The organism is Epilithonimonas hispanica, assembly GCF_003385395.1.
Classification (GTDB): Bacteria; Bacteroidota; Bacteroidia; order Flavobacteriales; family Weeksellaceae; genus Epilithonimonas; species Epilithonimonas hispanica.
In genome coordinates, this window is sequence record NZ_QNUG01000033.1 from 1 (window position 1) to 23,627 (window position 23,627).

A 23,627-nucleotide genomic window follows, 5' to 3' on the forward strand; every position below is an offset into this window, starting at 1 on the left:
AAATTCATAGACAAATATCTGATTATCAGATATAAATATACAAAAAATAACAATTATAACCAAAAAAAATCCGCCTCAAGTTGTGAGACGGATTCTTTGAGTTTAGATTTAAATAATATTTATAATCTTATTGATAAAAAAAACATGATTTGTGATGCTTTCTAAGAATTATTTTTGATTAATTATTTAATAATCAATTTGGTATTAGATTTTTTACCTTCAGATTGTTTCGTGATGATATAAACACCTGATTGTAAATTAGTTTTGATTTCGTTTTTCCCTTTACTTACGATAGAAGAGAAAACAACTTTTCCACTAAGATCTTGAATTACAATGTTTCCAGCATTTTCAGCTTCTAGGAAGAAATGGTTTTTGCTTGGATTTGGATAAATATTTAGTTTAGATTTAGAAACATCAGAAACCGATAATGGTAAAGCACAATTGTAAGGCTTATAAGAGATTGTATTTGGATTCAAACTTCCCAAAACTGCTTCTACCATTGCTTCTGTAGAGAGTTCATGTTCTCTCCAACAGTTATAGACAGCTGAAACAGGCAAAGTAGTATTGTTGAATAAAGCAGTTGTAGTGCCTCTATTTCCATTGTTTTTGAAGATGTTGTTTCCATGATTTTCTTCTGTTCCTAGGATTGCAGTTCCATTACTTAGAATTGTAATTCCCCAAAGGTTACCCCTAATTTGATTACCTGTAATTACAACATCTTTTGCACCATAGATAGAAATTCCGCTTCCTCCTTGATCAGGATTGTTTTGGGTGTTGTTATTCTCTATAATATTATTTTTGATAATACCTGTTGAGGTTGAAGCGTAGGAAGTGATTCCATAACGATTATCTCTGATTGTATTGCCTTCAATTCGGAATCTATTGGTTCCTCCTGCCAGTGCAGAAGCAGAAATTCCTCCAACCATAATTTTAGTGCGATCACCAATGATTGTATTGTTTATGATTTTCAGAGAATCCGTTCCTCCTGGTCCCATGTTAATCTGCGGAGTATTAGTATTATCTGTTACGTTACCAAAGATGTAATTATTAGAAAAAGTTGCAGAAACAGTGGCATTAGCAGCAGAGCCAAAAGCAGCTTTTGAATTTTCTAAAAACTGAGAGTTAGTTACAATAGGACTCCCTTTTGAAAAACCAAGGGCACCACTTGTAGATACGCCACCATAATTTTTGTAAACAATGCAGTTATCCATTAAAAAATTGGCAGTTAAAACTCTGATTCCACCACCATAATCTATTCTAGTGTTTCTCATCTCGCCGATTGAACCATCCTCAAAACGGATTCCTTTAAATGGGAATCCTGAATCCACTGCATTAATTAAAAAGTTAGTCGCTGTTGTTTTGTATTCGCCATATATATAAAGTGTTTTGCCAGAATAAACACTTAAAGTCGTGTTTTGATCAATGATAAGTTTATCTGTAGCAGAAATGGTAATGTCATCCATCATCATATAAAATGTGCCTTTATCCTGCAAAACAGTTGGTGCAGCAGCAGATAGACTTGCCAAAGTATAGGTTGTTCCATTGTTTGGAGTTGTGAATTGAGCACTTAAAAAAGCACTACAAGCCACAAAAAAAAGTGTCATTTTTTTCATAAGCATAAAATTTTTCTAATATCAAATGTATTAATGTATTTTTATTTTTAACATAATATCTTTGTTAAAAATTTTAATTATGTTTTCAGAAATCATTGCGGGAACAATGCGTTGGGGAGTTTGGGGCGCGAATCATTCTCCTAAAGAAGTACAAAAATTAATAGAAGTTTGTCTCGAAGAAAGCATCACCACGTTTGACCACGCAGATATCTACGGAGGTCACACAACAGAACAACTTTTCGGTAATGCTTGGAAAGAGATGAACATTGATAGAGAAAAAGTGCAGTTCATTTCCAAATGCGGAATTGTAATGAATTCTGAAAAGAAACCTTCGGGTCTCAAATATTACAATTATGATTCTAATTATATTTTGAATTGTGTTGACGAAAGTCTGGAAAACCTCAAAACCGATTATCTGGATGTTCTGCTGTTACATCGTCCATCACCGTTGATGAATCCTGAAGAAATCGCTAATACATTCCAAAGTTTAAAAGATCATGGAAAAGTAAAGAATTTTGGAGTGAGTAATTTTTCTGTTTCACAATTTGAATTAATGGATCAATATTTTCCATTGATTACAAATCAAATTGAGGTTTCTGTGAATGAAACTTCAGCTTTTGATAATGGAACGTTGGATCAATTGATGATGAAAAACCTAAGGCCAACTGCTTGGTCTGTAATGGGAACTTATTTCTCTGAACAATCCGAACAGAATATCAGAATCAAATCCATAATCAATACTCATTGCGAGAAGTATGATGCAGAAGAAAATCAGATTTTGTTGGCTTTTATTTTAAAACATCCATCAAGAATTATTCCTGTCATTGGAACTTCCAAGGAAGAAACAATCCGAAAATTAAACAAATCTTTAATGATTAATTTGGAAGCAATAGATTGGTTCAAAATCCTTGAAGCAATCAAAGGAAAAGAGGTAGATTAATATTTTAATAATTTTAAAATTAAAATACCGATTAGTCAAAAATAATTGTATCTTGCAGCAAATTATATTTGAAATCAATAATCTTCATTTTGTTGTTTTTCCTTATCTATAATTTTAAAACAACATTTTTAACTTAATTTTTTTTAAAATGAACATTTTTGTTTCAAACATCAATTACGCAACTAAGGATTATCAGTTGCAAGAATTATTCGAAGAATTTGGAGAAGTATCTTCTGCAAAGATCATCACAGACAGAGAAACTGGGAGATCAAAAGGATTTGGTTTCGTAGAAATGGGAGATGCTGAAGGGAAACAAGCTGTTGAAGCATTGAACCAAAAAGATTTTAACGGTAAAACTCTTAACGTAACTGAAGCTAGACCAAGAGAGGAAAAACCAAGAAGATCTTTCGATAACAACCGTGGAGGTGGTTACGGAGGAGGTAATCGTGGAGGCGGTTACGGAGGTGGAGAAAACCGTGGAGGCGGTGGAAACCGTTGGTAATATCCCAAACAAAATAATGAAGCGATCTAATTTTAGATCGCTTTTTTTATTTCTTTTTTTTCTTCTTTTTGTCTTTGTCCTTCTTTTTTGTTTTTTTATTACGAGTCAGTTCTTCTATAAAATCCTGAATGTGATTTGTTTCTTTATTCTCTTTCAAAGATATTTCATTTGTTCTCCCTTCAATGTATAGATTCAAATCTTTGGGATTAAGAAATTTTTCATCAATCAGAAGTTGTAACAAGTCGCTTCCAGAATTGTTAAAGTAATTTTCAACAAATCTTTTCAGTACAAATTTTTTATACTCATCAGAGCTTATATTAGGGGAGTAAAGATAGATTCTACCTTGCTTTTCTGTAGTTAAATAATGTTTTTCAACTAATATTTTGAGGAACGTAGAGACCGTGTTTTGATGTGGTTTGGGTTCTGGAAAAACGTCCATCAGTTCTCGGAAATAGATTTTTTCTCTGCTCCAGATCAACTGCATTATTTCTTCCTCAGAAGATGTTAAAGTTTGTAGAATCATAAAAGTTATTTTTTTTAGAATATAATGGACTTTACCATTATGAGATAGATTAAAGATACAAAAATTGCAATGGTACCACCGATTAAAACTTCTTTTGGTGTATGTCTTTTCAAGATAACCCGAGTAATTCCTATTAATATTGATAATAAAAACCAAAAAATACCAATGATTGGCTCAATGGTAAAGAATAAAGCTGAAACATAGATATTAAGACTTGTATGCATCGAGCTTTTGATGAAAAAATTACTTATCTGCATTAATATTAATAAGATACAAAGCATCAAAACAGTCCAATCGATTTCTTTATGGAGGAAATAATCAACCGTCAAAAAGATAATTGTTGCAATAATGATGAAGATGTAAAGAGAATGTCTTTGTTTTCTATTGGAGACATCCATATTCGTGTAATTTCCTTTTTTTACGTTTCTATATATCCAAATTGCAATAGGAATAATCAATAAAAGGAGAATAGGTAAAAACTTTTTGGATGCTTCTTCCCACGAATAATTTTTATAACTATAATAAAAAAAGTAAATGACAAGCGAAACCAATGGATTGAAAAAATTCGAAATAACTTTTGATAGATTGGTAAGAATAGGGTTTTTGATTTCCATTCAGAAAAATTTCTGAGGTCAATATACAAAATATCAGATTAATTTTTGGTTTCTGGTATTTAATTTTCACGCAATCGATTGTATTTAAATTTAGATGTTTTTTTTAAATGATTTTATTCATTAAAAAATATGATAATATGCATACAATAGAGAAAGATTTTTTTTCTTATTTTTGCTACATATTTCGAAATTACAATGAAAGAATTTTCTAAAGAAGTGTACCTTAAATGGTATGAAGAAATGACAATGTGGAGAAGGTTTGAAGACAAATGCCGTTCTCTTTATCTAAAACAAAAAATCAGAGGTTTTTTACATCTATATAACGGTCAGGAAGCAATTCCGGCTGGTTTTGCCCATGCAATGGATCTGTCAAAAGACAGTATGATTACGGCATACAGATGCCACATCCATCCAATGGCAATGGGAGTAGATCCAAAAAGAATTATGGCGGAACTTTGTGGAAAAGCTACCGGAACTTCGCAAGGTATGGGAGGATCTATGCATATTTTCAGCAAAGAGCACCGTTTTTATGGTGGACATGGTATTGTAGGTGGACAAATTCCTTTGGGAGCAGGTATCGCTTTTGCAGACAAATATTTTGACAGAAAAGCTGTTAACATCTGTTTTATGGGAGATGGTGCAGTACGTCAAGGTTCACTTCATGAGACTTTCAATATGGCAATGAACTGGAAACTTCCTGTAGTTTTCGTTTGTGAGAACAACGGTTATGCAATGGGAACTTCGGTTAAAAGAACTGCCAATCACGAAGATATTTATAAACTAGGATTAGGATATGAGATGCCTTGTCTTCCTGTAGATGCAATGGACCCAGAAAAAGTTGCCGAAGTTGCTTACGAAGCTATCGAAAGAGCAAGAAGAGGCGATGGACCAACTTTCATCGAGGCTAGAACTTACCGTTACAGAGGTCACTCTATGTCAGATGCTGAGCCTTATAGAACAAAAGAAGAAGTAGCGCAATACAAATTGGAAGATCCAATCGAGATTGTAAAAAGCAGACTTTTGGAAAACAATTGGGCTACAGAGCAAGAGTTGGAAGCTATCGATGAAAAATCTAGAGAGTTTGTAGAAGAATGCATCGAGTTTATGGAAAACTCTCCATATCCAGATTCTTCTAAACTTTATGATTATGTATATTCTACTCCAGATTATCCATTCATCAACAAATTAGAAAATAATTAATAATTATACTTTTTGATATTTCAGTTTGAGAATATAATATCTCAAATCTCAAGTCTCAAATTTCAAAACAATAAAAAAATTATGGCAGAAGTAATTACTATGCCCCGTTTATCGGATACGATGACGGAAGGTAAAGTTTCAAAATGGCACAAAAAAGTGGGCGACGCTGTAAAAGAAGGCGACATCCTTGCTGAAATCGAAACAGACAAAGCAGTCCAAGATTTTGAATCGGAGCTTAATGGAACATTGTTATACGTAGGAGTTGAAGAAGGCTCTGCTGCTCCAGTAGATTCGGTTTTAGCAATCATTGGAGAAGAAGGTGAGGATATTTCTTCTTTAACTAGCGGTGGAACTGCAAAACCAGAAGCTGATGCAGAAAGCAAATCCGAAGAAGAATCTAAAACTCAAGGAGAATCTACAGATGTAGAAACTCCTAGCGATAATTCATCTTCTGCTGAGTTACCAGAAGGTGTCGAGGTAATTACAATGCCTCGTCTTTCTGATACAATGACGGAAGGAAAAGTGGCTAAATGGCACAAAAATGTTGGCGATGCTGTAAAAGAAGGCGACATCCTTGCAGAAATCGAAACAGATAAAGCGGTTCAGGATTTTGAATCAGAATTTGATGGAACATTGCTGTACCAAGGTGTTGCTGAAACAGAAGCTGCTGAAGTTGATAAGATTTTAGCAATCATTGGCCCTGCTGGAACTGATGTTTCTGCAGTAGTTTCTGGAGGTGGCAAAAAAGCTGCTGCTCCAAAAACTGAAGCAAAAGCTGAGGCTAAAACTGAAGATAAAAAAGAAGCTGTACCAGTTGCTGCATCTTCTACCGGTGGAAGAATTGCAATTTCTCCTTTGGCTAAAAAAATTGCTGAAGATAAAGGTGTTGATTTCTCAACCATCAAAGGTTCTGGCGAGAATGGTAGAATTGTGAAAAAAGATGTTGAAAATTATCAGCCATCTGCACAACCTGCTGCTACGTCTGCTCCAAAAGCTGCTCCTGCTCAACCAAGTGTTGCATTTACACCGGGTGAGGACAGCGAAACTCCGAACTCTCAAATGAGAAACATCATTGCGAAGAGATTGGCAGAAAGCAAATTCACTGCGCCACACTACTACTTGACAGTAGAAATCAATATGGATAAAGCAATCGAAGCTAGAAAAGAGATGAACTCTGTTCCAGATACGAAAGTTTCTTTCAACGATATGGTAATCAAAGCGGTTGCTGTAGCGCTAAGAAAGCATCCACAAGTTAATTCTTCTTGGGCTGGCGATAAAATCGTTCACCACGGTAATATCAACGTTGGTGTAGCGGTGGCAGTTCCAGATGGATTGGTAGTTCCTGTATTGAAAAATACAGATTATATGAACTATAAGGAAATCTCTGCTGCAGTAAAAGATATGGCTGGAAGAGCTAAAACTAAAGCGCTTAAAGCTAACGAAATGGAAGGTTCTACTTTCTCTGTTTCTAATCTTGGAATGTTCGGAATTGAAACATTTACATCAATTATCAATCAGCCGAATTCTGCAATCTTATCTGTAGGAGCAATCATCGAGAAACCAATCGTTAAGAACGGACAAATCGTGGTTGGAAATACTATGAAATTGTCTCTCGCTTGTGACCACAGAGTAATCGATGGGGCAACAGGAGCTCAGTTCTTGCAAACGTTGAGAACTTATCTAGAAAGTCCTTTGACGCTTTTATTAGGATAGAATAATATATTCGAAATATTTATAAAACCTTTCAATTCTGTTGAAAGGTTTTTTTTAACCAAAAATATTAGGTTTGAAATTTTTTGGAAATTGAACTCCTCCGGAGTTCGCTAGAATTATTGTTGATTATTTTCTACCAATATATCGCTCATTCGGAGCTGTTTTTTTTAGATGTTGAGTGCGAATTTGTAATACGAACTGCGTAAGGGATGGTAGTGGTTATCCTTTTTGTCTTTTCTGAAAAACGTATTTCTAATGGAGAAGTTCTCTAAGACAAAAAGATATGAACGGACAGCCCGACCCTCTTGTTTTTGCTGAATTGGAAATGGGAATTTAGTAATTAAAGCTTGTGAGCAAAAACAAAGGGTTACGCCCAAAAAATTATGATTAGGAATGTTGTATTTGATTATATTTGCATCGTGAAAAAGCTTGGTTTTATACTTCTATTTTTAGGTGTTTTTGCTTTGGGGCAGGACCACCTTTCCGGTTTTAATATGATGTCTTTTACGTACAAGATGGATCCAAAATGGATGGCTTATGTAGAACTTCAAACCAGAGCCAGACGAGATTATACGGTAATTGATTACTACGAAACCAAGGGTGGAGTTGGTTATAACTATATCAAGAATCATCAGATTTTTGTAGGTATTGGAAGATATGGAACGTATGAGAAAATGAAGATTTCTCAGGAAGAATTCAGGATGTGGTTGCAATATACGTTTACGCAAAAATGGGGCAGGGTGAAGTTTGACCACAGAGGTAGAGCGGAACACCGATTTTTCTACGCCAGCCAAACCGGAGAACATACCGAAGCAAACCGTTTTCGATACAGATTGAGTACTACAATTCCTATCAATAATAATAAAGTACAGAAGAAGACCTTCTTTGTGAATGCTTTTGAGGAGTTGTTTTTTGGTTCAAAAGTTCCGAATTTAAAAAGAAACAGAAGTTTTGCGGGATTTGGATATCAGTTCAATAATACCGTTTCCGCCACAACTGGATATATGTTCCAAAGGGAGTTTTCTACAAAAGGGAATGATAATTTCCACTTCCTTTATTTCTCATTGAATTTCACATTGGATTCTTCGGATGATGAGAAGGATTTTGTCATTCCGATGGTGGATTAATTTACTAAAGACACATAGCAAATAAAAAAGGTCAAATAGAAACTTTATCTATTTGACCTTTTTTATTTTAAGATTTAGAATCTATGTGACTATGAGGTTTTTCAAATTCTAATATTTCTCAGAAAGATAAAGATAAGCTTTCAGATATTTGTTGAAGCGTTTCAAGTCTCTCTCGTGTAACAATTCTGTACATCTTGTTAGGTCCATATTGTCTCTCAAATCGTTCAGTTTTACAGCAATTGCCAAAGGACTTTTTTCGATTCTTGCTACGAAAGCATCATAATCTAGATGTTCTTCTTCTCTTTTTGTAAGACATTCGATAGCTTCAAGGATGTGTTCTGGAAAACCTTTTTCTCGCAGATATTCTATAGGGTAATCTGGATTGTCTTCCACAACATCATGAAGGATTCCGACAATCTTTTCATCGATAGTTTTTCCGGCATTCATCACTCGGAAAACGTGACCCAGATAAGGCGCATCGTATTTATCGGTTTGTTTTTTGTGTGCTTTGGTTGCGATTTTTATGGCTTTGTAGAGGAGTTCGTGGGTGGACATTTGTTATTTCTTCTTTAATTGTATAGAATCTTTTGGCTTTTCAATTTTATATTGTTGAGGTTTTGTTTGTTGAAGCTCATAATATTGTTCAGCCGGTTTTTTATTAAGCATTTTGTATTTGGAAGCCTTGGCAGAATCTACGTTTTTATAAAAAACAGATTGATCTTTTTTTATTATCTCTGTTTTTTTATTAGTGCTATCTCGCTGAATTTTAGGAGACGTATTTTTATTGTTTTTTATTTGCGAATGTGCGAAACAAAAAGCAAAAATGCTTAAGAATGGTATTAACTTTTTCATTGATTTAAATTTTAGATTGAAATTAAAAAAAAACCTTAACATATATAGTTAAGGTTATATTAAAATATAAAATTTCAAATTACCTTCCTTTCAACTCATCCAACAATCTCTCGAGTCCATTCAAATCAGAAATCAAAACTTCTCTAGCTTTTGCACCATTGAAACCGCCTACAACACCAGCTGCTTCCAATTGATCCATAATTCTTCCGGCTCTGTTGTATCCTAATTTCAGTTGTCTTTGCAACATTGATGTTGAACCTTGTTGTGTAGAAACCACTATTCTTGCGCCTTCCTCAAATAAAGCATCTTTTTCGTTCGGGTCAAAAGCTCCAACTGTAGAACTTCCATCTTCTCCAGAATATTCAGGTAGAAGATAAGCGTCAGAATAACCTTTTTGTTCTCCAACGAATTCCGCAATTCTTTCAACTTCCGGCGTATCTACAAACGCGCATTGAAGACGAGTCAAATCATTTCCGTTGAAATAAAGCATATCTCCTTTTCCAACCAATTGTTCTGCTCCAGGCGAATCCAAAATCGTTTTAGAATCCACTCCGGAAATTACTCGGAAAGCAACCCTCGCAGGGAAATTGGCTTTAATCATACCTGTAATGACGTTAACAGAAGGTCTTTGCGTTGCAACAATTAAATGGATTCCAATGGCTCTTGCTAATTGTGCTAATCTCGCAATCGGATGTTCCACCTCTTTTCCTGCAGTCATAATCAAATCCGCAAATTCGTCCACAACTAGAACAATGTAAGGCAAATATCTGTGTCCGTTCTCTGGATTCAGTTTTCTTTGAGCAAACTTCGCATTGTATTCTTTGATGTTTTTACAGAAAGCATTTTTCAGCAATTCATAACGGTCATCCATCTCGATACAAAGTGAGTTCAAAGTGTTGATTACTTTTGCGTTATCTGTGATGATTGCATCTTCCGTATCAGGTAGTTTTGCTAAATAATGTCTTTCAATTTTTGAATAAAGCGATAATTCTACTTTCTTCGGGTCAACCATTACGAATTTCAATTCGCTTGGATGTTTTTTGTAAATTAATGAAGTCAGAATCGCATTAATACCAACCGATTTCCCTTGTCCTGTTGCTCCTGCCATTAAAAGGTGAGGCATTTTTGCTAAATCTGCTACGAAAACTTCATTAGAAATAGTTCTACCAAAAACGATTGGCAAATCCATATCAGCCGATTGGAATTTAGGTGAAGCAACAACCGAACGCATCGAAACCATTGTTGGATTTTTTCTTGGAACTTCGATTCCGATAGTTCCTTTTCCTGGCATTGGTGCAATGATTCTGATTCCAAGTGCAGAAAGATTCAAAGCAATATCGTCTTGTAATTTTTTTATCGCTGCAACTCGGATTCCTGCTTCTGGTACAATTTCATAAAGTGTAACTGTTGGACCAATCGTAGCTTTAATTTCGGAAATTCCAACGTTGAAAGTTTTTAATAAACCAACAATTCGGTTTTTATTTTCTTCAAGTTCGTCTTTATTAATAGTGATTTCCTCGTTTCCGTAATCTTTCAATAACTCAACAGAAGGCATTTGGAATTTAGCCAAATCCAATTTGTGATCGTATAAACCGTGTTTGCTAACCAAATCGTCAGATTTCTGTTGCTCAGGACTTACTGCAAAATCTTCATCTTTTTTGATTTCTACATTGAAGGTAATATCATCTTCAACTTTTGCAACTGGCGTTTGAACAACTGGTTTTTGAGGTTCCGATGGAGTAGAAGACAAAACAATTGGTTCTGGAACAGATTCTTTAATCGTTTCTTTGATATCTTCTTTAAAGCTTGTCTGATTTGGAGTTTTGATGGGTTCGAAATCCTGAGTGACTTTAATATTACTAAAATCATTGTCAGTTTTAACAGGATTTGGATTATTCGAAATATTTTCTGGAACAATTTCTTTTTCCAGTTCTTCATCTGCTTCAAATTCCTCATCAGAATCCGGCATCAGACTTTTCAGTTTCCCGAATGTGTTATCATTAATGTCATTCAGTTTATTTTTGATAGAACTTGGTCTTAGATTAAATTCCAAAACAAAATATAAAGTGAAACTTACTAAAAGTACCAGCCAAAGTCCGACAGAACCAATGTAAGATTTAAGATAATCCATAATCTGATAACCATAAACGCCGCCAAGAACGCCTTCGCCATTAGTCACTGCACCAAAGAAAATTGGAGTCCAACAAATGAAAAACAAACTATGCGAAATAGTTTTCCAAGGTTTGAAATAATTCTTCTTAAAAACCAAAGTTCCAAAAACAAAACACAAAAATGCCACAACAAACGCTGCTACGCCAATACTTTCAAAAATAAAAAGATTACCCAGCCAATCACCGATTTTCCCAAAAAGATTGGAAGATTGTACAGTTTTGTCAGTCATTGTTCCGGCTTGGCTTTGGTCGGCTTTCCAGTTCATCAGATAAGAGACGAAAGAAAGTGTCAAAACAATGGATAATATGATGAGCGTAACGCCCGAAATTATCCTTGGCTTTGAGATGATTTTGCTTGAGTTTGAGGTCGTATTTTGTTCGTTGTTCATTTTCAAAAAAAGGTCAATAGTTGCAAATTTAATGTTTTTTATTAGGTATCTATATTGTTGATTGTTATTTTTAATTTTTCTTAAAATTATAGGATTTTTTAGCACTCTAATTATCAGTTTGAAAAGGCTTATTAAGAATGTTTCAAAATAACGATTTCGCCTTTCAAAATGACAAAAAACAGTTTTTTTTGATGCCTTTGTGGTTTATCATCCTTATTTTTGTGGATTCTAAATTTTCAGATAATAGTCGCCATTTACAAAGCCCGTAAATAAAGCCCGAGCGATGACTCTGACAAATAAATATTAGATATCTAACTTATGAAAAAGATTCAGGATATTCTCATTTCTACGCGAACGATGGCAGTTTTGCTTCTGGCTTTCGCAATTTCTATGGCAGTTGCTACTTTTATCGAAAACGATTACGGAACGCCTACCGCAAAAGCTTTAATCTATGAAGCAAAATGGTTTGAAGCCATTATGTTTTTGTTAATCCTAAACTTCATTGGAAACATTGGAAGATACAGACTTTATAAAAGAGAAAAATGGCCACTTTTGGTTTTCCACTTAGCTTTTGTATTAATTTTTATTGGTGGAGCAATTACTCGTTACATCAGTTTCGAAGGAACAATGCATATCCGTGAAGGCGAAACTAATAATGAGATTGTAACTGACAAACATTTCTTTAAAATCAAAATTGAAGAAAAAGGAGAACAGCAGAATTATCACGATGTTCCTTATTTGATGTCGCCTCTTCATTACGATTTCCAAGCGACTTATGATTTCCTTGGAAAAGAAAAAATTGTGGTGAAAGCTTTAGAATATATTCAAAGAAAAAAAGATAGTTTGACTGTTGATAATAATGGAAAAGAATTCTTGCATCTTGTTTCAACCAGCGATATGGGCGGTCGTCAGAATATCTATTTGGCAGAAGGTGAGGTTCAGAATATCAATGGAACTTTGGTAAGTTACAACAGAACGGCTATCGAAGGTGCTGTCGAATTCCAAAAAAAAGATGGTCAACTTTATATCAAAACACCAACTGACGCTGCTTATATGACAATGGCAACTCAGGCAACCGGAACGACTAAAAAAGATGAATTCCAACCACTGGTTTTAAGAAGCCTTTATACAATTGACCAATTGAAATTAGTAATTCCGGAAGGAACGAAACGTGGAAAATTGGTGGCTTACGAAGGTGATAAACAAAAAGACAAAGATGTTCCTGATATGCTGAAAGTAGAAGTTGCTGGACCAAAATCAAAACAAATTGTTGACTTAGTTGTAGAAAAAGGTAATCCTAATAATTACAAACAAATCAAAGTGGATGGATTAGATATAATGTTAGGTTTCGGACCGAAGATTTATTTCACACAGCCTTTTGCACTTAAACTTGAAAAATTTGTAATGGAAACTTATCCGGGAAGTTCTTCGCCGTCAGCTTACGAATCTCACGTGAGAATCGTGGATGAAGGAAAAGAAACGCCTTACAATATCTATATGAATCACGTTCTAAATTATAAAGGATACAGATTCTTCCAAGCGAGTTTTGATCCGGACAGAAAAGGAACAGTTCTTTCTGTAAACCATGATTTTTGGGGAACTTTGATTAGTTATATCGGCTATGCATTCTTGTTTTTAGGAATGTTTGTAACGATGTTCTGGAAAGGTTCCAGATTCTGGAGCTTGAACCAAATGTTGAAAACCATTAGCAAGAAAAAAGCAACAGCTGTCTTTTTGATTTTATTAAGTTTCGGGCTTAATGCTCAGGAAATTGATATGCACGGAACAGACGGAAGTCACGAAGGTCATTCTCATTCTACCGAAGCAAAACCAGCTACTCCGAATAAAAATCCAATGGTTTTGGATGCGGACGAGATGGTAAAAAATATTACCATCAATAAAGAACACGCGGACAAATTCGGTTCTCTATTGGTTCAAAATTACGAAGGTCGTATTGTACCTGCCAACACACAGGCGCTTGATATTTTGCACAAATTGACTTTACGTTCCAAATTCCAAGATTTGGATGCGAACCAATGGTTTTTGGCTGCTACGATTGACCCGATGTTTTGGGCTCAGGTGAATATCATTAAAATTGAAACGGCTGGTAAAGTTGGAAAAGACCTGAGAGCAAAAACAAAAGCTACAGATGAAGGTTTTACAAGTTTGATTAAATTATTCCCAGCTGATAAAAACGGAAATTTACGTTTCGTTTTGGAAGATGATTATAATGATGCTTTCCGCAAAAAAGCCTCTGAAAGAACAAGATATGACGAAGCTGTTATTAAATTAAATGACAAAGTTCAAGTATTGAATGGGATTATGTCTTACCAATATTTCCGAACTGTTCCTGTGAAAAACGACCCGAATCACACTTGGAATTCTGTAATGACTCCAACTTTTGAAGCAGATGAAAATGCGCAGGCAGTTTTAGGTCCATATTTGTCAAGCGTGCTTTTGGCAACACAAGGCGGAAGCTGGGCGAAAGCAGATGCAGAACTGAAAAAAGTAGAAGCGTACCAACAAAAATGGGGCAAAAATGTAGTGCCTTCCGAAACCAAAGTTAAGCTTGAGGTCTTAATGAATACGTTAGACATCAATTTCAAATTGTTGATTTTCTATACGATTATTGGAGGTTTGCTTTTGGTTTTAGGTTTTGCACAATTATTCAAACCAAATAGAATTCTCAATCTAATCATAAAAGCATTGATTTACATCGGTGCGATTGGTTATATTTTCCATTTCTTAGGATTGGTAGGAAGATGGTATATCTCTGGTCACGCACCTTGGAGTAATGGTTATGAAGCGATTATTTTCATCTCTTGGGTCGGGATTTCTGCTGGATATGCATTATACAGAAACTCCAATACTTTGATTCCTGCAGCAGGATTCTTAGTTGCTGTAATAATGATGGGATTTGCTCACGGTGGTTCTGCGTTGGATCCACAAATTACGCCATTAGTTCCAGTTCTTAAATCTTATTGGCTGGTAGTTCACGTCGCTATTATCACTTCAAGTTATGGATTCTTTTCTTTGTCAATGTTGATTGCAATGATTTCATTGATTTTCTATGTGATTTCTAATAAAGAGACCTTCAAAAGACACAATGACACAACCTTGAAAGAACTAGCTATCGTAAGCGAAATGTCACTTAATATCGGATTATTAGCCTTAACCATCGGAAACTTCTTAGGAGGGATTTGGGCTAATGAATCTTGGGGACGTTACTGGAGTTGGGACCCGAAAGAAACTTGGGCTTTCATCTCGATTATGATTTATGCTTTTGTAATCCATATGAGATTGGTTCCGGGATTGAGAGGTAGATATACTTTCCATGTGGTGACAATGTTTGCATTCTGTTCAATGGTGATGACTTATTTTGGAGTTAATTACTATTTGTCAGGATTACACTCTTATGCGAAAGGAGATCCAATTCCATTGCCATTGTGGGTTTATATTAGCATTGGATATATGATTGCATTGTCAGTTGCAGCTTGGTTCAAATATAAAAAACTGAACGAAAAACAGGAGAAAAGAACACAAGTAGAGCCTTAAACTTGGTTAGATAAAATTAATTAACCGGACTTTTAATAAGTTCGGTTTTTTTTTATTTTTTATATTAAAATAAATAGTATATTTATGATATCAAATTAATATCAAATTAAATACTATGGAAAAAATTGTAAAACCTTTGTCTGGCTTCTTAGCATTAGTAATTAGCCTTATTCTTTTTGTATTGGGAATATATCTTGTTATCAGTGGAGCAGGTAACAATAATCCTATTTCGGTGATTTTTGGAGTGCTCTCTTTTGTTGCGTTTATCTTCTTTCTAAAAGGTTTGATGATCATTCAGCCAAATCATTCTAGAGTACTTAGCTTTTTTGGTAAATATGTTGGAACTGTAAAAGCTAACGGTTTATTTTTTATTAATCCTTTATATTCAACGCAGAGAATGAGTCTTCGTTCCGAAAATCTTCAAGGACAAACATTGAAAGTGAATGATAAAATGGGAAATCCAATAGAAATCGGAGCTGTTATCGTTTGGAAAGTTGGTGATACTTATAAAGCTGCTTTTGATGTAGAGCGTTATATGGAATATGTGAGAATCCAAAGTGAAGCGGCTGTTCGACATTTAGCAGTGAGTTTTCCTTATGATAATCTAGAAGACGAAAAAGCGGAAATTACATTACGTGATGGCGGAGATAATGTTAATCATATTCTGGAAAAAGAATTAACAGACCGACTTTCCACAGCAGGAATCGTTGTTCAGGAAGCAAGAATTAGCCATTTGGCTTATGCATCGGAAATTGCCGGAGCGATGTTGCAAAGACAGCAAGCAACAGCGATTGTTGCAGCAAGAGCAAAAATTGTTGAAGGTGCCGTGGGAATGGTTGATATGGCTTTGAAGAAATTATCTGCAGAAAATATTGTAGAGCTAGATGACGAAAGAAAAGCAGCAATGGTAAGTAATCTAATGGTGGTTCTGTGTGGTGAAAAAGCGGCTCAACCAATCTTGAATGCGGGAACACTTTATAATTAATCAAAAAATCGAGTATTGATGAAGAAGAGTTTTGTTTTACGATTGGATGATGATATGTATAAATTGCTGGAGAAATGGGCTTCGGATGAATTTCGAAGTGTGAATGGACAGTTGGAATATATTATTAATCAAAGCCTAATCAATTCAGGGAGGAAAAAAAATAAAACAGATAACAAGTCAACAGATAAAAAATAAGCAGTCCAATTGGATTGCTTTTTTATTGTAAAAACTTCTGAATGTAAATCTCTCTTTTCTCTTCTGAAATTCCCAAAGCTTTATGAATGTAATCGTCCATGGAGCCATATTTTTCATCAATCTCGTCAAAGGCAGATCGAAGATAATTCCGTTCTATCCAACCTGTTTTTTCTAAAACACCAATATCTAATTTAGGATAAATAAAGTGTAAGTTATTAGCAAGGTTCAGTCTTTTTTGAATAATTTTTTGTCTAAGATTATTAGATTGTAAATATTCTTCAAAAATCACAGAATCATCGAATTTAAGAACTTTTAAAATGAGAGCTGTTATCATTCCGGTTCTGTCTTTCCCAGCGGTACAATGATAAAGAATTGGTTGATCTGAATCTAAAATCTCAGTTATTATTTTCTTAATCACTTCAGGATTTTCTGAAACGTAATCTTTGTAGAATTCGGTCATTCTCTTATCTGCATCCCCTTTATTAAATTGTCCTTTTAGAACTTGTTTTTTAGCATCCTTCAACTCTCCATTTTCATCTTCAAAAGCAGGATGATTTTCATAAATGATGTTAGTAGGAAATTGATCTGGTGCTTTATTGATTTCTTCTTTTGTTCTGAGATCAATGACTTTATTAATTTTCAGTTTTTCAAATTCATCAAAAGAGGATTTTTTAAGTTCATGAAGATTTCCGCTTCTATAAATTAGGCTGTCTTTTAATGTTTTTCCTTCGGAATTTTTGATTCCTCCTAGATTTCGAAAGTTATTTACCTTTTTTATTTCAACTTGATTTTTGTTAGAATAAGTGGAGAACTCTGCTTGCGAAGTATAAGTCTTACAAGAAATGAGAGATAAAAAAATCAGAAAAACGAAATGTTTCATTGTTAATAAACGTTTATCAAAATTAAATATTTTTGCTTGACATAAAAAATCCTGCAACCATGCAGGATTTTGAATATAATATTTTAAAACAACGATTATTGTTTGATAATCTTTTGTGTTTCTGATTTACCGTCAGTGAAATCAATTTTAACAAGGTAAACTCCTGACTGTAACTTTGAAAGATTAATTTTGGTAGAGTAGTCTTCTAGTAATATTTTACCATCAACATTATAAACAGAAACTTTATTCACTTTCGCTGTGGAGCTAATATTGATAAAATCTTTTACTGGATTAGGATAGACAGAAGACTTTTTTGTATTGACTTCATCTGTTCCCAATTTGATTTGACTTGTGTAAAGGGGACCATACCAAACACTACTCTTGTCATCGGCACATTTTGATTTTACATAGGTTTCATAAAACCAGTTCAAATTTAGGTCGCTACGAGAATCTTTGGGTTCGTTTTCAATATCGCGATAGGTTTCTTGGCCGGATGCTACGAAGACGTTTCTTCTTCCCCAAAGTGTTTGCCATTGGTTGGACGATCCAGATTCTTTCCATTCAAGGTCAACTTTTGTACTTACTTGGCTTGCTATTTTAAAATCATAAGGAGCAGCACATATTACATCGCCGTTCTTTTGATTCTGAATATACATTGATATAGGAAAGTAACCTTGCTGTGCTGCGAAAACGGCATCTGGAACATCTATTTTGATTGTGTGTGCTCCAGCAGACAGATTTCCAAGATTAACCTCACGGTTTGGGATTACATCACCAGGACACCAGTTGTTCCAGGAGATCCAGCCTCTTAAGGTTTTTGCTGTCGATCCATAAATGCCGTTACCTTGCGTATTGTATTGTCTGTAGTCTTCACAGTTTTTACCGCCTGGCATATATTGACTTACTAATTGATCATCAAGATAAACATTATGAATTCTTTTCACATACTCTTCACCTCCGGAATTAGAACCATGATTGGAAGTTATCAAATGTAAAAAAGCATTTGGAACAGCTTGATCTAATGTAAATGTTACCAATCTTGTTGTTTCTCCCGGAACATCAGTAGCATTGTAATTGTTTAAGTTTTGACGATAAGATAAAGGTAATAAGAAGTTTTGTGTTGGATTAGCAGTTCCACTTGTAACAAATTCTAAATTCCCACGGAAAACATCTGTTCTGTCTGCGCAACCAGCAACTTGAGTGTTCGCTGCTGCGGAATAACCGTCTGCGCGAAACTCAATCCAAAAATCATAAACAGCCGCTAAATTAGAATCGTGTAAAATATTAGAAATATTATCTACCTGATAACTATAAGGAACTTGCTTTATTGTAGCATTTTTATTCATGAAAGGTGTGATAAAACGTCCAACCTCGATACGTTTAATATCAGCCTGGTCAAAAGTATAAGTTGTGCTTCCTTTTGGAACTAAAACTAAGTTAACACCTGCAAGTCTATCATAATTATCACAAGCGGCTGTCAAAACAATATTCATTTTTACGCTGCTTCCAATGGATGCAATTTCTGTATCTGTTAATTTTCTGGAAATTATATCTTGTTCATAAGCATGTAAACGTATTGCACCTGCTGGAATTTGAGAATAGGCTTCTGGTGGCATTGTTTGCCCTTCTCCTAGATAATGATACATACTGTAAAAAGGAACATCGTTGAAAACTGATACATTTTGAGCTTTAAAAAATGGTGCTATCGCAAGTCCTGCAAAAGCAAATAGTAGTTTTTTCTTCATATTAGATTATTATCATAATAAATTTAGATAATCTTTATCAATAATGGCTTTTGGTTGATTATTTTTATGGGTTTAATTTTTGTTTTTATTGATTGTATTGATGTTTTAATAATATCAGTAGCAAGTCTTCAATGTTAAATTTAAACTTGTACTTCTCCTCAGAAAAAGCTATCTTTAAGAAAAATTGAACACTATGATATTTATATGGATTATCGTCTTTTTTGGACTGATTACATTATTCGCTTCTTTCTTTACAGTGAAACAAGAGACAGCTGCGATTGTTGAACGTTTGGGAAAATTCCATTCAGTAAGACATTCGGGTCTTCAACTTAAAATTCCGTTTATCGATCAGATTTCTAGAAGAATGAATCTCAGAATTCAACAATTGGATGTGATGACTGATACAAAAACTTTGGATAACGTTTTTATTAAAATGAAAGTTTCTGTTCAGTATCAAGTTATAAGAACTCAGGTTGGAGATGCTTATTACAGATTGGAAAATCCTGAATCTCAAATCACTTCGTTCGTTTTTGATGTGGTAAGAGCAGAAGTTCCGAAAATGAAATTGGATGATGTTTTTGTAAGAAAAGATGACATTGCTGTTGCGGTAAAAGGTGAGCTTCAGGAAGCGATGAACAGTTATGGTTATGATATAATCAAAGCTTTGGTAACTGATATCGACCCAGATGAACAAGTAAAGCACGCAATGAACAGAATCAACGCTGCGGAACGTGAAAAAACAGCCGCAGAATACGAATCTGAAGCACAAAGAATCAGAATCGTTGCGGTTGCAAAAGCTGAAGCTGAATCCAAAAAACTACAAGGACAAGGGATTGCAGATCAAAGACGAGAAATTGCAAAGGGTCTGGAAGAATCTGTGAAAATGTTGAACAGTGTTCAGATAGAACCGCATGAAGCATCAGCTCTTATTGTTGTGACACAGCATTATGATACGTTGCAATCCATTGGAGCAAACAACCGTTCAAATCTTGTTTTGTTGCCTAATACACCAACTGCAGCAAGTTCTATGTTGAATGATTTGGTTGCGGCAATGGCGGTTTCAAAACAAATTGATAACGTTGACAGTTCAAAACCGAACCGACAAAATCCAAAATTTTTATAAAACTAAAGCCTAATTATTCAGGCTTTTTTTATTCATCGTTAATATTAAATCCAATTGTTCTTACTGGTTCTTCTTTCGCTTTGTAAGCCTGAAGTTCTTGCTTCAAATCTTCTATTCTTCCTGCAAAACGATCATAAGAATTATCTTTAGCTTCAGATAAAAATTCCTGAACATTATTGAGATATTCTCCGGTTAATTTAGATGCGGATTCTTTTAGGCAAGCTTCTAAAATTCCGTGGCTGATTTGGATGTTTTCTGTTTTGTTTTTCAAATAAAGACTTCGGATTCGCTTTTTGAGACTTTGTGTGAAATCGACAAGCATTGTATTGGAAAATACCTTCATTTTTTCAGCGGTTTCTTTCCAGAAAGGGATTTCATCAGCTTTGTTGTTTTTTAATATTTTAAGTAAAGTTGCATTCTCATTGAGATTTTTTTTCATATTGAAAAGCAACATTTCGGCTCGTTCTTGTTTATTTGGAGGAAAAACCGGAATCAAAACATCAAATCTTCCCGGAGCCAAAATCTCAGATTCTATTCCAATTAATTCTTTTGCTGAACCAATCATCAGTATGTTTTCTTTTTCAAACTTTTCGATGTTGTGAAGCGTACTTTCTTTGACGTCTTCATAATCCGGATTGATGGTTTGATTTTCCTGTCTTTGCATCATTATTTCATCAAAATTTTCTAAGAACAGAATCGTCTTTTCTTTTTTGAGCATTTGAGAAAGATATTCTTCAAAGTTGGATTGTTTATCATTAATTAAAATTGATTTTAATTGAGAATTTCGAATTTCAAAAAAATCAAAATCAATCATTTCGGCAATTTTCTTTGCCCAGAAGATTTTCCCACTTCCCGGAGGTCCATAAACCACGATTCCTGCAGCTTTCTGTATTCCCCAATTTTCAGATTGTTCCGGATTGAGAAAAGGTTCCAACATATCAGAAATGTAGAAAAACAAATCTCTATAACCTATGAAATCTCTTTGTTTAAGTTCGGTTTTGTCTCCAAAATAATTATAAACAAACTGATAATTTCCACCAAGTTGATTATCTATACTAAAGGTTGAAATTGATGATTTGTAAATTCCGTTGTCGTAAATATTAGGAAATTGATCTTGAATGATTTCTTCAACTTTTTCTTTGGGTTGATTGATTTTTTCTGAAATATCATCAGTTGTTTTTTCACTATTCAAATCCTCATCATATTTTTTCAAAAATTCCTGCTTTTCTTTAGCAAATTTTTCAAAATTTTGGGTAATATTGAGATTCGGAGAAAGACAATCAGAAATCTCAAGATTAAAATCCTGAATAAATTGTTTGATGCTTTCTTCGGAAATGTCCAGTTTTTTAGAAAATTCTGTGATATTTTGAATCATTATTAAAATGTTTTTATGAATTTAAACAAAAACTGTACAAATCAAAGTAACAATCAAGTAAAGAATCAGACTTGTATATAAATATCTTTTATGGAAAAAATTCTGGAAGTAAAAAACTTAACCAAAAAGTTCAAACACATTGCGGTTAATAATATTTCCTTCGATGTAGAAAAAGGTAATGTTTATGGTCTTCTCGGACCAAATGGAAGCGGTAAATCAACTACTTTCGGAATGTTACTTTCTACAATCAATCCTACTTCCGGTAGCTGGAAGTGGTTTGGAAAAGAAGGAACCGATACGAATACACTCAAAAGAATCGGAGCTATAATCGAGCAACCGAATTTCTATCCTTATTTGAGCGCGGAAAAGAATCTTGAAATCGTTGCTGAAATCAAAGGCGTTTCTAAAAATAGAATTGATGAAGTTCTAGAAGTTGTCAATCTGATTTCAAGGAAAAAAGATGCTTTCCGAACTTATTCTTTGGGGATGAAACAACGTTTGGCAATCGCTTCAGCTTTGCTTGCGAATCCGGAGGTTTTGATTCTGGATGAGCCTACAAACGGACTCGACCCGGAAGGAATTATTCAAATCAGAGACATTATCAATTCAATTGCAAAATCAGGAACTACGATTATTGTGGCGAGCCATCTTTTGGACGAGATAGAGAAAATCTGTTCCCACGTTATCGTTTTGAAACAGGGAAATGCAATTTATTCAGGTTCTGTGGACGCAATGAGTAATACAAAAGGATTCTTTGAACTGAAAGCGGATAATCTTTCTGAGCTTGTTTCTGCTTTAGAATCTTTCGGGATTTTCTCTTCTGTAAAAGAACGAGATAATCTTATTATTGCTCAAATTTCTAATGATATTTCTGCATCAGAACTTAATAAAAAACTATTCGAAAAAGGAATTTCTTTGTCTCATCTTCAGAAGAAAAAAGAGAGCCTTGAAACTCAATTCCTAGAACTTGTAAAACAATCCAACTCATGATAAGATTATTAAAATTAGAATACCTCAAAAATCTAAATTACCGACCTTTTAAGGTTTTTGCCGGATTGTATTTCATCGTTTTGATTGCATTGCTTTTCATTGGTCTGATAGATTTTGATATTTTCGGAAATAAAGTAAACCTGAAAGAGCAGGGAATGTATAATTTTCCCGGAGTTTGGAATTTCACCACTTATATTGTGGGGTTGTTGAAAATTTTCCTTGGTTGTATTATTGTTTTCTCTATATGTCAGGAATTTAGCAATAGAATGTTCAAGCAGAATCTAATTGATGGACTGAGTAGAGAAGAATTTATTTTTTCAAAACTTTTGACAATCTTGGTTTTTACTGGTTTTTCTACGTTGATTGTTTTTGTTCTAGCTTTTATTCTAGGTAAAAGTTATTCTTCGACTCAAGAAAGTGATTTGATTTTTAAAGAAATCTATTTTGTATTCAATTACTTTTTGAAGTTGTTTAGTTTCTTTTCATTCTTGATGTTTCTGTCTATTCTTTTTAGAAAATCGATTTTTGTATTTCTTGGATTCTTTATGTTTTGGTTTGCGGAGAAAATCTTGATTTTTATTGACTCATTTAGTATTCAACATAATGTTACGGAGTTGCAAAGAGCTCAAGCTTTGAATTCAACAACATATTACACAGATTATTTGCCTCTGGAAAGTATGTCGAATCTGATTCCAAATCCATTAGTGAGAACAAATATGGCGCAATTATTAGGAATGCAATTCAAATTCGAATATCCTTGGGGAAGTGTAGTTGCTTGTATTATTTGGTCAACTATTTTTATAGCAGGGAGTTATTGGATTCTAAAGAAAAAAGATTGGTAGGAATTGCTTTTGATTAAGTAGCTCAAGTTATTTATTAGTAATGTTTTAGGTTGATTTAATTAAGGTTTTTTGTAATTTATATAATATCAAAGATTAGTTTATGAATCTAGCCATCAAAATTAATTTTGATGGTTTTTTGATTTTTCTTGTAGATATTTATCTACAAATTCGCCTATTTTAAAGGTTTTTTTAACCCAATTTTAACTTTTAAACTGTTGATTTTAACAATAAAACGGATAATTTTGTATTAATGGATTTTAGATTTATTATTACTGTATTCTGTATGCTTTTCT

The 23,627-nt window shown here is 34.1% G+C and carries 20 protein-coding genes; 11 read left to right on the plus strand and 9 right to left on the minus strand.

All coding sequences use genetic code 11. From position 1 onward, the window contains the following. Positions 1–182 precede the first annotated feature (182 nt). Positions 183–1,604 carry a T9SS type A sorting domain-containing protein gene (locus tag DRF58_RS13640; protein WP_162300310.1) on the minus strand — a complete coding sequence of 474 codons (1,422 nt, stop codon included), beginning with the start codon at positions 1,602–1,604 and terminating at the stop codon, positions 183–185. A gap of 88 nt (positions 1,605–1,692) precedes the next feature. Here DRF58_RS13640 and DRF58_RS13645 point away from each other — a divergent pair, with 88 nt between their 5' ends. Further along, positions 1,693–2,553, plus strand: coding sequence for an aldo/keto reductase (locus DRF58_RS13645; protein ID WP_245955461.1), 861 nt, complete (start codon positions 1,693–1,695; stop codon positions 2,551–2,553). A 148-nt stretch (positions 2,554–2,701) separates the two neighbouring features. Further along, positions 2,702–3,055 (plus strand): RNA recognition motif domain-containing protein, encoded by a 354-nt coding sequence (locus tag DRF58_RS13650; protein ID WP_116036267.1) that lies wholly within the window; start codon positions 2,702–2,704, stop codon positions 3,053–3,055. Positions 3,056–3,101: 46 nt separating this feature from the next. Here the strand turns inward: DRF58_RS13650 and DRF58_RS13655 are convergent, their stop codons facing one another. Both DRF58_RS13655 and DRF58_RS13660 read right to left on the minus strand, forming a co-directional pair. After that, positions 3,102–3,578: a BlaI/MecI/CopY family transcriptional regulator gene (locus DRF58_RS13655; protein ID WP_116036268.1), complete on the minus strand. Its 477-nt coding sequence runs from the start codon at positions 3,576–3,578 to the stop codon at positions 3,102–3,104. Between the two features lie 14 nt (positions 3,579–3,592). Beyond that, positions 3,593–4,192 (minus strand): phosphatase PAP2 family protein, encoded by a 600-nt coding sequence (locus tag DRF58_RS13660; RefSeq protein ID WP_116036270.1) that lies wholly within the window; start codon positions 4,190–4,192, stop codon positions 3,593–3,595. 195 nt (positions 4,193–4,387) lie between these two features. On the opposite strand from DRF58_RS13660, the gene pdhA reads away from it, so the two are divergent. The 3 genes from pdhA (at position 4,388) to DRF58_RS13675 (ending at position 8,232) form a co-directional block, all read left to right on the plus strand. Continuing rightward, the gene (pdhA, locus tag DRF58_RS13665) at positions 4,388–5,392 is read left to right on the plus strand and encodes a pyruvate dehydrogenase (acetyl-transferring) E1 component subunit alpha (RefSeq protein WP_116036271.1); all 1,005 of its coding nucleotides are present in this window, start codon (positions 4,388–4,390) and stop codon (positions 5,390–5,392) included. Positions 5,393–5,473: 81 nt separating this feature from the next. After that, entirely contained in the window at positions 5,474–7,105 is a 1,632-nt protein-coding gene (locus DRF58_RS13670; protein WP_116036273.1) for a pyruvate dehydrogenase complex dihydrolipoamide acetyltransferase, read from the plus strand. Between the two features lie 383 nt (positions 7,106–7,488). Next, positions 7,489–8,232 carry a DUF2490 domain-containing protein gene (locus DRF58_RS13675; protein WP_245955463.1) on the plus strand — a complete coding sequence of 248 codons (744 nt, stop codon included), beginning with the start codon at positions 7,489–7,491 and terminating at the stop codon, positions 8,230–8,232. Positions 8,233–8,340: 108 nt separating this feature from the next. Here DRF58_RS13675 and DRF58_RS13680 read toward each other — a convergent pair whose 3' ends face one another. The 3 genes from DRF58_RS13680 to DRF58_RS13690 all read right to left on the minus strand — a co-directional run bounded on the left by DRF58_RS13680 (position 8,341) and on the right by DRF58_RS13690 (position 11,644). Continuing rightward, positions 8,341–8,787, minus strand: a complete 447-nt coding sequence (locus tag DRF58_RS13680) for a phosphohydrolase (RefSeq protein WP_116036275.1) — start codon at positions 8,785–8,787, stop codon at positions 8,341–8,343. 3 nt (positions 8,788–8,790) lie between these two features. Next, positions 8,791–9,084 carry a hypothetical protein gene (locus DRF58_RS13685; protein ID WP_123902415.1) on the minus strand — a complete coding sequence of 98 codons (294 nt, stop codon included), beginning with the start codon at positions 9,082–9,084 and terminating at the stop codon, positions 8,791–8,793. Positions 9,085–9,163: 79 nt separating this feature from the next. Continuing rightward, positions 9,164–11,644, minus strand: coding sequence for an FtsK/SpoIIIE family DNA translocase (locus DRF58_RS13690; protein WP_116036278.1), 2,481 nt, complete (start codon positions 11,642–11,644; stop codon positions 9,164–9,166). Positions 11,645–11,962: 318 nt separating this feature from the next. Between DRF58_RS13690 and ccsA the strand changes: the two genes are divergently transcribed. From ccsA to DRF58_RS13705, 3 genes are all read left to right on the plus strand, one after another. Continuing rightward, the gene (gene ccsA / locus DRF58_RS13695; protein ID WP_116036280.1) at positions 11,963–15,199 is read left to right on the plus strand and encodes a cytochrome c biogenesis protein CcsA; all 3,237 of its coding nucleotides are present in this window, start codon (positions 11,963–11,965) and stop codon (positions 15,197–15,199) included. 115 nt (positions 15,200–15,314) lie between these two features. Beyond that, complete coding sequence (locus tag DRF58_RS13700; RefSeq protein ID WP_116036281.1) at positions 15,315–16,184, plus strand: SPFH domain-containing protein; 870 nt, start codon at positions 15,315–15,317, stop codon at positions 16,182–16,184. A gap of 18 nt (positions 16,185–16,202) precedes the next feature. Then, positions 16,203–16,379 carry an Arc family DNA-binding protein gene (locus DRF58_RS13705; protein ID WP_116036283.1) on the plus strand — a complete coding sequence of 59 codons (177 nt, stop codon included), beginning with the start codon at positions 16,203–16,205 and terminating at the stop codon, positions 16,377–16,379. 22 nt (positions 16,380–16,401) lie between these two features. On the opposite strand, the gene DRF58_RS13710 is transcribed toward DRF58_RS13705, so the two are convergent. Further along, entirely contained in the window at positions 16,402–17,259 is an 858-nt protein-coding gene (locus tag DRF58_RS13710; protein WP_116036285.1) for a tyrosine-protein phosphatase, read from the minus strand. A 95-nt stretch (positions 17,260–17,354) separates the two neighbouring features. Further along, positions 17,355–19,004, minus strand: coding sequence for a peptide-N-glycosidase F-related protein (locus tag DRF58_RS13715; RefSeq protein WP_116036286.1), 1,650 nt, complete (start codon positions 19,002–19,004; stop codon positions 17,355–17,357). 193 nt (positions 19,005–19,197) lie between these two features. Between DRF58_RS13715 and DRF58_RS13720 the strand changes: the two genes are divergently transcribed. Then, positions 19,198–20,127 (plus strand): SPFH domain-containing protein, encoded by a 930-nt coding sequence (locus DRF58_RS13720; protein WP_116036288.1) that lies wholly within the window; start codon positions 19,198–19,200, stop codon positions 20,125–20,127. 28 nt (positions 20,128–20,155) lie between these two features. On the opposite strand, the gene DRF58_RS13725 is transcribed toward DRF58_RS13720, so the two are convergent. Next, a complete protein-coding gene (locus tag DRF58_RS13725; RefSeq protein WP_116036290.1) occupies positions 20,156–21,502 on the minus strand; it encodes an ATP-binding protein in 1,347 nt (448 codons plus the stop codon). A gap of 90 nt (positions 21,503–21,592) precedes the next feature. Between DRF58_RS13725 and DRF58_RS13730 the strand changes: the two genes are divergently transcribed. Both DRF58_RS13730 and DRF58_RS13735 read left to right on the plus strand, forming a co-directional pair. Beyond that, on the plus strand, positions 21,593–22,492 hold the full coding sequence (locus tag DRF58_RS13730; RefSeq protein ID WP_116036291.1) for an ABC transporter ATP-binding protein: 900 nt from the start codon (positions 21,593–21,595) through the stop codon (positions 22,490–22,492). Then, positions 22,489–23,334: an ABC transporter permease gene (locus tag DRF58_RS13735; protein ID WP_116036293.1), complete on the plus strand. Its 846-nt coding sequence runs from the start codon at positions 22,489–22,491 to the stop codon at positions 23,332–23,334. Before DRF58_RS13730 ends, DRF58_RS13735 begins: the two co-directional genes overlap by 4 nt. Positions 23,335–23,627 lie beyond the last annotated feature (293 nt).